We start from the raw sequence: 11,141 nt of genomic DNA on the forward strand, positions 1-11,141 counted from the left end.
ACAATCATGACAGGAGACACAGTTCGTTGGGGATGATCTCACCCATCAACTTCGAGATCAGCTCACACGCAAGTCAGCAATCAAGCTAACCGTGTCCACTTTTTCGGGGGAACCCCACTGGAACCGGATGCACGCCGATACCGAACTCCCGGCAGATCTGCAGGAATCGTTCCGACGCCATCCAGTTGATGCCCCAGTGATCGAAGTCGATCACCGGGTGTCGGGTGGTCAGCACGTACTCCGACGGGACCTCCCCCGCCAGCGGGGTGGGCGCGAACGCATCCCATTCCCACCGACGGTCGAGTTCACCCTTGAGCACCACCGGGCATCCGCGCGCCCCGGCCATGTAGTCGACGATCCAGAGTGTCAACTCGTCCTCCACCCCACGTCTGTAACGGTCGGTCCACCCGACCAGGTCGGTCCACCGTATCGGTGACCTATGAGCCGGCACCGCCACCAGGCCCGGACACCGGCCCCACAAAAGGGACCACGGGCGAACATGAGACATGCGCCGTCGGATTCCTGTCACCACGCAAGACGTTCACGACGATGTCCATGGCGGCGGGGTCATAGGGGAAGGCGAAATGATCCGTTGTATCCGCTCGGCAAACATCCTGCACGATGATGTTCCGGACCCCGGGCTCGTGTACCTGGGTGTTCTGAAATGGAATGATCACGTCATCGAACCTGGTCGAGAGGAATGTGTATCGAGGCCCCGCGACGGCGGTTCTACCGGTCGTGAGTTCCCGGATCAGATCGGATCCCTGCAATTGTTGCGTCCACCCGTACTGGTTCCCGATCCGGGATCCTTCCTCGATCTCGGTGCGCACCCCGAGTTCGTCCGCCGCGTGTGCGATGCCCATGATGTCGGTTCCATGGACCGATCCGGCGAGTGCGATGAGATGGTCGGTCTTCGCCGCTCCGCCATACCATGCGAAATAGGCCAAAGGAAGAACTCCCCCGCCTTGAGAATATCCGACGATATCGACCTCGGGTCGCCCCGTCACGGCCAAGACGTGGTCGACGAATCGGGCGAGGTCGCGTGCACTGGCCCGGACATCACCCGTGAACGCCATCTGATCGACGGCGCGTCCGTTCACGGTGGTCGGATTTGCATTGAAGGTGTAGACGCAATATCCCTCGTCCACCAATCTCGGCGACATCGCGGCCCACGCCGTGTACGCATCCTCGCCCGTTCCGGGCACCAAGACAATCGGATTACGCTCCTGCTCATGACAATAGCGCAGGTTTGCCCCCTGAGGGTTCGCCCCCTCGTGCGCGTTGGCATACGCCCAGGCCGTCGGGCGATCGGACTGTCGCGGCCCTTCCGGGCCGGTTGGCGTTCCATATCGATCGACGGCATTGGGCGCAACACCGACCACCGGGATGGTCGTATCATCGCGAACAGATGGCGCCGCCGCGGCCAACGCGTTCGGGACGATGCACATCAATGCCGATCCGACGATCGCCACACCCGTTCTCCAACCGAAACCCATTCCGCCACTATCCTTTCGTCGGTGGTGGTTCTCGACCTCGTCGCATCGAGACCGCGAAGCACCGATGATCTGAATCCGTTCGCTCACTGCTTTGACCCGCACTGTGAAACCACTCGCCGTGAATCCACTCCCTCACCGTGATCCACTCGCTGCGTGACCCCCTGATCGGTTCGGTCCGATTCGGAACCGGAATCGTGGACTTCTCGGGCGTGGGTGGGACGAGCTCACCCGTCCCACCCACGCCACTCCACATCCGGCGGCCTCGTCGCAGTGCGCCGGGGCATCGCCCCGGGACTGCTACGCCGAGACGGCCCACCGTGATCGGACGCCCGCCACGATCCTGTCGGTCAGATAGCCGACGAGCGCCCCCAGACCCATCGCCACGATGGCCAGAAACACCGGATTCGACAGCGTAGGAAGGCTTGTCACGGACCGTCCGGACGTCGTCACCAACCCGACGGTGGTCGCGCACCCCAGGAAGGACGCCGGGGTGAAGTCCAACTGCCCGTATCCGCTGATGGCGACGAGCGATCCTGCCCCGACGGCCACACATACGGCCGTCGCGGCGACACCACCACCGAACTGCCCGGCGACAGCGAGGATTGCCGTCGCAGCGACAACACCGATGAGAGTCATCGGTAGTGATCTCCGTACTCCGGCGGCCCCGCCGCCGGCGGCGGCATACGATGCCCAGGCGATGAACATCGCCCACATCGGCACCCTTATCGCGTACGTCGTGAGGGGGACCGACGCCGCGGCGGCCAGTCCGATCACGACCACGGTCGCGGCCTGCTTGTTCACCACTGGACTCCTTCGGTCAATCACTCACTTCATCGGATACGGGTGGTCCGAATCGGTTTCATAACAGATGCCGAACGGTTTGTTCGTGATGAACAGAAAGGTGACGTCATTGTCCTCGGTGGCACCGTGCTCCATCCAGCCCCCTTCCGGGAACCAGACGAAACTGCCCGGTCCGTATTGACCGTCATGGGTGTTGAGCACGCCATCCAGGATGTACATACCGTGCCCATGCGGATGGGTGTGCCACATATTCGTGAATCCGGCCGCATAACGGATGAGGGAGACCTCCATTCCCGTGTCGGGGTCGGAAAAGAGGACCTTGCTCGGGATCTTCGCATTGATCTGGGGTACATCGTTGAATCCCCAGGGCATACGGCTGGAATCCGACACGACGAGATCGATCGTGTTCTCGGGAATCGTCACAGAATTGTTCCTCTCGAAGGACACAGGTCATCGTCCGCACCATGTGTGCACCGTCGGCCCGATCCGGGCAGATCTGTGGCACATGCAGTGCAGATGATTGGTGGGAATTGCTCGCAAACCGGACTGCGATGACTCGGCACTGAGTTCGCCGTCGGAGACACGCGTGGCCGACCGGTGGATGGATGTTCGCTCTGTGGAGCGGTGCCAGCAGGCGGCCAAGAAAGACCTTAGGAGCTGATCTTTTCGGTTTGGTTTCGCCCGGATTGCGCACACATTCGCCGCGTAACGGCGGTGTTGCAGCATCGCGTCGTCAGTTGCCCACGCCGGCTACACCCGGCGAGGTGTCGTTCCGTCGGACGACCCGACCCGCATCTGTCTCGATTCGAGACACCGCAGATGCCCGATTCCGACCTGGTCTACGTTGCAGCACAAGAGAATCGGCAAGTCGGGTGCGTCACTCCCCGGTCCGGACGTGGGCCGCGTCGTCGAGCCGGACCGGTCCCCGGTCGCGGCGTCACACCCGGGTATGCGGCCGGGCGAACAGGATTCAGATCTGCCGTCGCCAGTTTTCGCCGTCCCGATCGAAGGCGATGCGGAGGTGGCGGCGGTCGGGTGAGCCCTGCCAGAACTCGACTCGGCTCGGCACGACCCGCCACAATGTCCAGTCGTCGGGGTCGACGTCGGCGCGGGCCGCTGCACTGCGGGCCGCGAGGTCGGCCAGGCTCTCGTCTCGGGAGGCCTCGACCACATGTCCGCGCACTCGGACCGACCGGACGACCGGCTGCCACCAGAACGTGAGTGCCGCGTGTGGATTCGCGGCGAGCTGACCGCCTTTTGCGCTCGTCCTGGTGCTCGCGAACGCCCAGCCGCGCGCATCGACGTCCTTGAGCACCAGGACCCGCGCATCGGGCAGACCGGTGGCATCCACCGTCGACATCGTCATCGCGTGCGGTTCGGGCACGGCATGCCGCATCGCGACGTCCAGCCAGTCGAGGAACAGTGTCACCGGATCGTCCGGCACGGCGTCGACGTCGAGCGGCGGAGCGACACCCGCCAGTGCCGGCAGTGCTCGCAGCAGCGATCGCGTGTCGCCTGGTCTGGTGTCGTCTGTGGGCACGCCGGCCCCTCCTACCGCAGCCACGGATACTGCCCCACAAGGTTTCACGTGCCTCACACCATGCGGCGCATGAAGACCAGGTGGTAGTCACCGATGTTCTCGCGTCGCGTCTCGATGTATCCCAGGCGTCGGTAGAGGCGGATGTTGGCGACGCTGCGTTCCCCGGTGAACAGTTCGACCCGATCGATCTCCTCGGGCAGGTGATCGTCGACCGCCGTCAGGAGCCGGGTTCCGAGTCCGCGCCCCTGCAGGTCCGGCACGACCGTCAGGCGCCCCAGTTGGGCGGTGTCACCCCGAGTCCGGAGCCGGACGGCTGCGACGAGGCGCCCTCCCAGGCGAATCCCGAGCGCGGTGACGTCCTGATCGGACAGTTCGGCCGTCAGCTCGGCGAGGGTCTGAACCAGCGATGGGAGCGCGAGGTCATCGTGCAGGATCGCCTCGCTGACGTACGCCGCGCGCTGAAGCGTGAGTATCTCGCCCGCATCGTCGGGCCCCAGCCGCACCACATCACGAACACCGTTGTCCACTGCCACGCCTTCCGCTCTCCGTCGACGATTACTGGAGACTGGCAGCTTGTTCCGCCTACGGCAAACCATTTTCCGATGATGGTGACACCGGCTGTCCGCGAAACGATGGTTGCCCCTGGTGTTTAGATGAGAGCTACGGTCGACGAGCGGAATGGGGTGAACGGTATGGCGCTGCCGGCTGCCGGTCGGAGGCACTCCGTGGCATGCCGAGGCGACGGCACCGTCCTCGCGTGCGGCGATGGCCGTGCTCGCGGGCAATGCGACGTCGGCCAGTGGCGGAATCTGGCCGCCGTCTCCGCGGGCCATCTGCACACGGTCGGCCTGCGGCGCGTTGGGACGGTCGTCGCCGCCGGAGACCGCCGCAGCGGCGCGTGCGACGTCGAGGACTGGCGTGAGGTCTCGGCGGTGGCGGCGGGTAGCCACCATACCGTCGGACTCGGTGAAGACGGGACCGTAATCGCCATTGGGGACAACGGCTTCGGGCAGTGTGACGTCCACGAGTGGACCGACATCACCGCGATCGCGGCGGGCTCATCCCACACGATCGGGTTGCGCGTGGACGGGACCGTCGTGGCGGCCGGCTGCAATGCTGATGGTCAGTGTGATGTCACGTCGTGGGATCTGGGCGTCTGATCGTCTCCGGTCGAGCAGCCTTCGAGCCGAAATCATCGCCACCGTCATCGACTCCGCTGGACCCCCCGGCCTGGCTATTCACACGAGTTCGCTTGTCCCTCATTGGAATCCAGGGTCAGCCGAGTCCGAGAAAGTCGGCCAGGTAGCGCTGGATCTCGCCAAGACATGCGATATCGAGGACGCCGATGATGTCGCCGCACCGGTCACGGCTCACCGTCCTCGGCTGCTCGGTCATCGCAAAGCCCGCGAGTGCGCCGAGTGTGCCGACCAACTCGACGTGGTTGGGCCATCCGCGGTCGACGCGTGTCACCGGCACGACGACGAGCAGATCGGTGACCAGCGAGTTGTAGTCCTCCGACGAAACCACAACGAGTGGTCGACGTCCGGACTGTTCCTTCCCCACGGTTGGGTCGAGGTATCCCCAGAGCACTGTTCCTTGGACGACGAAACTCATGCGCCGAGATCAGCGTCGAGCCACTCTCGGCTCTCTCGCCAGTACTCCTCCATGACCGCGGGCGGTGTCGCGGCCTGTGCCGCACGGATGGCCGCAAAGCGCGCCTCGCGATCAGCCTTGTCCGCCAGATGTGCCACGTAATCACCGAGAGACAACCCCGTGGCAGCGGCCTGACCCTTCAGCCGGTCGCGGGTCTCCACGGTGACCTTGATCGTCGTCACTGTCATACCAAAAGTATACGCATGGCCGGCCTCGGTGACGGTACCTCTGATTCGCACCCTGAAACTCTCGTTCCGATGATCGAAACGGAACGAGAGTTCCACGATCGGGAAGCGGAACCCGACTACACGTTGAACCGGAACTCCACCACGTCGCCGTCCTGCATGACGTAGTCCTTGCCTTCCATCCGCACCTTGCCCGCGGCCTTGGCTGCGGCCATGGAGCCGGCGGCGTCGAGGTCGTCGAAGGACACGATCTCGGCCTTGATGAAGCCCTTCTCGAAGTCGGTGTGGATGACGCCGGCGGCCTGCGGGGCGGTGTCGCCCTTGTGGATGGTCCAGGCGCGCGACTCCTTGGGACCGGCGGTCAGATAGGTCTGCAGACCGAGGGTGTGGAAGCCGGCGCGGGCCAGCGACCGCAGGCCGGGCTCGTCCTGGCCGATCGAGTCGAGCAGTTCCTGGGCGTCGGCCTCGTCGAGCTCGAGCAGTTCGCTCTCCACCTTGGCGTCGAGGAACACCGCGTCGGCGGGGGCGATCGAGGCCTTGAGCTCGGCCTTGCGCGCGTCGTCGGTGAGCACCGACTCGTCGGCGTTGAACACGTAGAGGAACGGCTTGGCCGTCATCAGGTGCAGTTCCCGCACCAGCGAGGTGTCAAAGGAGTCCTTCTTCGCGAACAGGGTGCTGCCGGAGGTCAGGATCTCTTCGGCCTTCTTGGTGGCCTCGAGCACCTCGAGGAGGTCCTTGTTCTTGCGCGCGTCCTTCTCCAGGCGCGGGATGGCCTTCTCGATGGTCTGCAGGTCGGCGAGGATCAGCTCGGTCTCGATCACGGAGATGTCGGCGAGTGGATCGACCCGGCCGTCGACGTGTACGACGTCGTCGTCGGCGAAGACGCGGACCACCTGGCAGATGGCGTCGGCCTCGCGGATGTTGGCCAGGAACTGGTTGCCCATGCCCTCGCCCTCGGAGGCGCCCTTGACGATGCCGGCGATGTCGACGAACGACACGGTGGCGGGCAGGATCCGCTCGCTGCCGAAGATCTCGGCGAGCCGGACGAGCCGGACGTCGGGCAGTTCGACCACACCGATGTTGGGCTCGATGGTGGCGAACGGGTAGTTCGCGGCGAGCACGTCGTTGCGGGTCAGCGCGTTGAACAGGGTGGACTTGCCGACGTTGGGCAGCCCGACGATACCGAGGGTGAGACTCACGGGCGCCCAGTCTATCGGCCGGTCACGCCGGGTCGGGCGAGGCCTCCCCGTCGGGCACCGGATCGTCGACGGCCGGGGGTTCTCGGCCGGGTGGGGCCTCGCCGACCCGGATCGCGATCTGCTCGTTGAGGTAGCGCAGGATCACCGCGATCACCGCTGCGGCGGGCACGGCGAGGAACGCTCCGGTGATACCGAACAGGCTGCCGCCCAGGGTCACCGCGAGCAGCACGATCACCGCGTGCAGGTCCATCGACTTGGCCTGCAGCCACGGCTGCAGCACGTTGCCCTCCAGCTGCTGCACCACCAGGATGATCGCGAGCACGATCAGCGCGGTGGTCAGCCCGTTGGAGACCAGCGCGATGAGCACTGCGAGCGATCCGGCGACAAAGGCACCGACGATCGGGATGAAGCCACCGAGGAAGGTGATCACCACCAGCACCCCGGCCAGCGGGACCTGCAGGATGAACAGGCCGAGGCCGATGAAGAAGGCGTCGATGAAGCTGACGATCGCCTGGGTGCGGATGAAGCCGCCCAGGGTGTTCCACATCCGGGTCAGGACCTCGCCGAGGTGCGTGCCCACCGACGAACCCACGGTGCGGTCGAGCCACGGCACGAACCGCGGCCCGTCCTTGAGGAAGAAGAACACCAGGATCAGCGTGGTGAACAGGGTCACCAGCAGTGAGGTGGCGGTACCGACGCCGCTGAACACACCCGAGGCGATCGTCGACGCACTCGACTGCAGTTTCCCGGTGATCGCGTGGACGGCGTTGTCGAGTTGCTCGTCACGGATGTTCAGCGGTGGCCCCTGCACCCAGTCCTGCAACTCGTGGACACCCTGGATGGCCCGTGATGCGAGGTCCGGGGCCTGATCGATGATCGACGGCACGATCAGCCCGATCACACCGCCGAGCACACCGATGCCGATCAGCATCAACAGCAGCGACGCCGCGGCCGGGGGCACCCGGCGGTCGCGCAACCACCGCACCGGCGGCCACAACAAGGTGCAGACGATGATCGCGAACAGCACCGGCAGCAGGACCACCCACATCCGGCCGATCACCCACATCAGCACGGCGAACGCGGCGACACACAGGATGAACTGGGCGCCGACCATCGCACTGGATCTCAGACCCGCGAGGAAGACCTGTGTTCGGGTCGGATACCGGTCGGGTTTCGCGGCCCCGAGATCCCCGGAGATTCCCCGTGCGCCGTCGGTGTCGGTGTCGGGCACGCTGTCGGGTTCGGGCGCGCTGTCGGGTTCGGGCGCGCTGTCGGGTTCGGGCGCGCTGTCGGAATCAGGCGCTGCGGCGTCGGTCACGCGTCGATCCTCACATAACGGTCGCCTCGCAGCGCGCAGGCGGGCCGGGATCGGGCGTGATCGATCGACGAGCGACGCCGACGGACCCGACGGCACAGAAGCCGGTGTCGGGCCGCCCAGGTGTCGCAGGCTTCGTCTGTCAGTGCAGACGCCCGATCAGTGCATCCCCCAGATCAGTGCATCCCCCTGATCAGTGCACGCGCGTGCGACGACGATGTGCGGCCACCCGTCGCCGCACGAAGGACACCACCATCTCGCCGACCGCGTCGAGCGCCTCGAGCTCGGCCTGCAGCGGGGAGAGCGGCGGAACCGGCTCGCAGTGCACCGGTCTGCGACGCCGGCCGCGGGCGCACTCCGCTGCGACGGCATCCCGTCCGTACAGTCCCCGCATGATGTCGAGTCCCCACTCCGGATAGTCCGCGAGCTCGATCTCCCCTGTGCTCATGGTGACATCGTGGCACGAACTATGATCTACGTCACCAAGTTGTCCCATTGCGCTCCACCGATATCCCGGGGTGGTGCGCCGGTCACCGCACGCCCGCTCACCGGCAGCTCCGCCGCCGTGGCCGATTTCCGCCAGACCGACGATCGGATCGATGTCAGGGTGGAGGGGTGACCATCACCGTCGACCTCGATTTCGACCGCTGCTACCGAGCCCTGCAGGCCCGCGACACGCGGTTCGACGGACAGTTCTTCGTGGCCGTGCGCACCACCGGAATCTACTGCCGACCGTCCTGCCCGTCCCGCACACCGCTGCCCCGCAATGTCGACTTCGTCCTGACCGCGGCCACCGCACAGGCCCGCGGATTCCGGGCATGTCTGCGATGTCTGCCCGACGCCGTCCCCGGCTCACCGCGCTGGAATCTGGGCGCCGACCTGTCCGCGCGGGCGATGCGGCTGATCTCCGACGGCACGGTCGAGCGTGACGGCGTCGGCGGGCTGGCCCGGCGCCTCGGCTACTCGCAACGGCACCTGACCCGCGTCCTCACCGCCGAACTGGGTGCCGGGCCGCTCGCCCTGGCCCGCGCTCATCGGGCCACCAACGCCCGCATCCTCACGCAGTGCACGGACCTGCCCATGGGCGAGGTCGCCTTTGCCGCGGGTTTCGCCAGCATCCGGCAGTTCAACGACACCATCCGCGAGGTGTTCGGGGTGACGCCGACCGAACTGCGGACCCGACGACGCGGGCCGGCGCCGACCGGCGGCGATGATCCGACACCCGACGAGACCCCGGTGATCACCCTGCGCCTGGCGCATCGTCGCCCCTTCGACATCGCCTGGCTGGGTCATCGCCTGGCCGCGCACGCCGTCGCGGGTGTGGAGGAACTCGTCCCGAATCCAGAGGGCGGATGGTCCTATCGACGGGTTCTCGACCTCGCCCACGGCTCCGCACTGGCAGGGGTCACCCCCGGCGACGGCTTTCTGCTCGCCCGCCTCGAACACCTGGACCTGCGGGATCTGGGAGCGGCGGTCAACCGGTTGCGCCGTCTGTTCGACCTCGACGCCGACATCGCGGCGGTCCGGGAGGCGTTGTCGGCGGACACGGTGCTGGCCCCGGTGGTGGCCGCCGCACCGGGGGTCCGGCTACCCGGGTCGGTGGACGGCGCCGAGACCGTCATCCGAGCGATGATCGGTCAGCAGATCAGCGTGGCAGCGGCCCGCACACACATCGCCACGCTGGTCGCCGGACTCGGTGAACCGACCGGCTGGCCCGGAGGATGGCGACGTTTCCCCACGGCGGCGACCATCGCGGAAGCGGGTGCCGAGGTCCTGACCGGGCCGCGACGGCGAGTCCGGGCGATCGTCGGGACGGCGTCGGCGATTGCCGACGATTCGGTGGAACTACACGCGGGGGTCGCTGCGTCCGATCTACATGCACAGTTGCTCGCGCTGCCCGGAATCGGTCCGTGGACCGCCGATCAGGTCACCATGCAGATCACCGGCGACCCCGACATCCTGCTGCACCACGACCTGGTGGTGCGCCACGCCGCCACCGACCTCGGACTCGACCTCACCGACGCCACGCTCACCGCCCACTGGTCACCGTGGCGTTCCTATGTCTCCATGCACCTGTGGCGCCACCGCCTGTTCACCCCTCCACCCCGACCGCCCGCCCCGTTTCTCGCAACCCTGTCTCCAGAGGAGCCCTCATGACCGATCCACACATCTCCGACACCACCGACGTGGCCGTCTGGGCCACCGTCACCACCCCGGATGGCGCGTTCACCATGATCGCCGACGACGCCGCGACCGTGCTCGCATCCGGCTGGACCGACGAGCCCGAGTACCTGCTCGCGCTGGTCAGTCGGGCGTTGCGGCCGGCGGACCTGCAGCGCTCCGATTCACTCGGCCCGATCGTCGCGGCGGTCGAGGCCTATTACGACGGCGACTTCGACGCCCCGGCGACGATCCCCGTCACCCAGAAGTCCGGCCCGGTGCTGGAGAAGAACTGGGCGGCGCTGCGGACCGTGCCTGCCGGTTCGCCCATCACGTACACCGCGCTGGCCGAGCTGGCCGGCGAGCCCCAGGCCATCCGTGCCGCGGCGAGCTCCTGCTCCCGCAACGCGGCCGCACTGTTCGTGCCGTGTCACCGCGTTCAGCGGTTCGACGGTTCGCTGGGCGGATTCCGTTACGGACTACAGATCAAGCGGTCGCTGCTGGACCGGGAGTCGGTTCGGGCGAAGTGAGTGGGCTGTCGTCGTTCGACCGCCTCTGCTCGACAAGCGCCTTGATCCACCGATCGATCCGACGAGGTGCGCAGCGACGAGACAGCAACAACGTCGGCGAATCGGGCCTCGACACGGGTCCTCGCCCCGCATCCGCTGATTGAGCCGACGAGGAGCGCAGCGACGAGACGTGTCGAAATCTCCGCCGGCCGACATCGGAGAGCAACCACCCCAGAGGTGGACGGCAACAACGTCGACACACCGGGTTTCGACACGGGTCCTC

14 protein-coding genes are annotated in these 11,141 nt (G+C 66.4%); 3 read left to right on the forward strand and 11 right to left on the reverse strand.

The annotated features are described in order from the left end of the window. Positions 1-85 precede the first annotated feature (85 nt). The 6 genes from ACWDUA_RS12125 to ACWDUA_RS12150 all read right to left on the reverse strand — a co-directional run bounded on the left by ACWDUA_RS12125 (position 86) and on the right by ACWDUA_RS12150 (position 4,370). On the reverse strand, positions 86-370 hold the full coding sequence (locus ACWDUA_RS12125) for a hypothetical protein (protein ID WP_449751261.1): 285 nt from the start codon (positions 368-370) through the stop codon (positions 86-88). Positions 371-437: 67 nt separating this feature from the next. Beyond that, positions 438-1,472, reverse strand: a complete 1,035-nt coding sequence (locus ACWDUA_RS12130) for an esterase/lipase family protein (RefSeq protein ID WP_449751262.1) — start codon at positions 1,470-1,472, stop codon at positions 438-440. Positions 1,473-1,793: 321 nt separating this feature from the next. Further along, positions 1,794-2,297 carry a DUF1097 domain-containing protein gene (locus ACWDUA_RS12135; protein ID WP_449751263.1) on the reverse strand — a complete coding sequence of 168 codons (504 nt, stop codon included), beginning with the start codon at positions 2,295-2,297 and terminating at the stop codon, positions 1,794-1,796. A gap of 24 nt (positions 2,298-2,321) precedes the next feature. Next, entirely contained in the window at positions 2,322-2,720 is a 399-nt protein-coding gene (locus ACWDUA_RS12140) for a cupin domain-containing protein (protein WP_449751264.1), read from the reverse strand. A gap of 547 nt (positions 2,721-3,267) precedes the next feature. After that, positions 3,268-3,837 carry a pyridoxine/pyridoxamine 5'-phosphate oxidase gene (locus ACWDUA_RS12145; protein WP_449751265.1) on the reverse strand — a complete coding sequence of 190 codons (570 nt, stop codon included), beginning with the start codon at positions 3,835-3,837 and terminating at the stop codon, positions 3,268-3,270. 53 nt (positions 3,838-3,890) lie between these two features. After that, complete coding sequence (locus ACWDUA_RS12150) at positions 3,891-4,370, reverse strand: GNAT family N-acetyltransferase (RefSeq protein ID WP_449751266.1); 480 nt, start codon at positions 4,368-4,370, stop codon at positions 3,891-3,893. 159 nt (positions 4,371-4,529) lie between these two features. Between ACWDUA_RS12150 and ACWDUA_RS12155 the strand changes: the two genes are divergently transcribed. Then, positions 4,530-4,997: a hypothetical protein gene (locus tag ACWDUA_RS12155; RefSeq protein WP_449751267.1), complete on the forward strand. Its 468-nt coding sequence runs from the start codon at positions 4,530-4,532 to the stop codon at positions 4,995-4,997. 115 nt (positions 4,998-5,112) lie between these two features. Here the strand turns inward: ACWDUA_RS12155 and ACWDUA_RS12160 are convergent, their stop codons facing one another. From ACWDUA_RS12160 to ACWDUA_RS12180, 5 genes are all read right to left on the reverse strand, one after another. Continuing rightward, positions 5,113-5,451: a type II toxin-antitoxin system PemK/MazF family toxin gene (locus tag ACWDUA_RS12160; RefSeq protein ID WP_449751268.1), complete on the reverse strand. Its 339-nt coding sequence runs from the start codon at positions 5,449-5,451 to the stop codon at positions 5,113-5,115. After that, positions 5,448-5,678, reverse strand: coding sequence for a type II toxin-antitoxin system antitoxin MazE7 (locus ACWDUA_RS12165; protein WP_449751269.1), 231 nt, complete (start codon positions 5,676-5,678; stop codon positions 5,448-5,450). Before ACWDUA_RS12165 ends, ACWDUA_RS12160 begins: the two co-directional genes overlap by 4 nt. A 116-nt stretch (positions 5,679-5,794) precedes the next feature. Beyond that, the gene (gene ychF, locus ACWDUA_RS12170; RefSeq protein WP_449751270.1) at positions 5,795-6,874 is read right to left on the reverse strand and encodes a redox-regulated ATPase YchF; all 1,080 of its coding nucleotides are present in this window, start codon (positions 6,872-6,874) and stop codon (positions 5,795-5,797) included. 22 nt (positions 6,875-6,896) lie between these two features. Continuing rightward, positions 6,897-8,072 (reverse strand): AI-2E family transporter, encoded by a 1,176-nt coding sequence (locus ACWDUA_RS12175; protein ID WP_449751427.1) that lies wholly within the window; start codon positions 8,070-8,072, stop codon positions 6,897-6,899. Between the two features lie 310 nt (positions 8,073-8,382). Further along, entirely contained in the window at positions 8,383-8,637 is a 255-nt protein-coding gene (locus ACWDUA_RS12180; protein ID WP_449751271.1) for a hypothetical protein, read from the reverse strand. A gap of 167 nt (positions 8,638-8,804) precedes the next feature. Here ACWDUA_RS12180 and ACWDUA_RS12185 point away from each other — a divergent pair, with 167 nt between their 5' ends. After that, positions 8,805-10,346: an Ada metal-binding domain-containing protein gene (locus tag ACWDUA_RS12185; protein WP_449751272.1), complete on the forward strand. Its 1,542-nt coding sequence runs from the start codon at positions 8,805-8,807 to the stop codon at positions 10,344-10,346. Further along, positions 10,343-10,879, forward strand: coding sequence for a methylated-DNA--[protein]-cysteine S-methyltransferase (locus ACWDUA_RS12190; RefSeq protein WP_449751273.1), 537 nt, complete (start codon positions 10,343-10,345; stop codon positions 10,877-10,879). Before ACWDUA_RS12185 ends, ACWDUA_RS12190 begins: the two co-directional genes overlap by 4 nt. The last annotated feature ends 262 nt before the right edge of the window (positions 10,880-11,141 follow it).

This window comes from Gordonia sp. NPDC003376 (genome assembly GCF_053589235.1).

Excerpts from the sequence above, each read along its gene's own strand:
- ACWDUA_RS12180 (WP_449751271.1), bottom strand. The coding sequence starts at position 8,637 with ATGAGCACAGGGGAGATCGAGCTCGCGGACTATCCGGAGTGGGGACTC.
- ACWDUA_RS12160 (WP_449751268.1), bottom strand. The coding sequence starts at position 5,451 with ATGAGTTTCGTCGTCCAAGGAACAGTGCTCTGGGGATACCTCGACCCA.
- ACWDUA_RS12190 (WP_449751273.1), top strand. The coding sequence starts at position 10,343 with ATGACCGATCCACACATCTCCGACACCACCGACGTGGCCGTCTGGGCC.
- ACWDUA_RS12155 (WP_449751267.1), top strand. The coding sequence starts at position 4,530 with ATGGCGCTGCCGGCTGCCGGTCGGAGGCACTCCGTGGCATGCCGAGGC.
- ACWDUA_RS12165 (WP_449751269.1), bottom strand. The coding sequence starts at position 5,678 with ATGACAGTGACGACGATCAAGGTCACCGTGGAGACCCGCGACCGGCTG.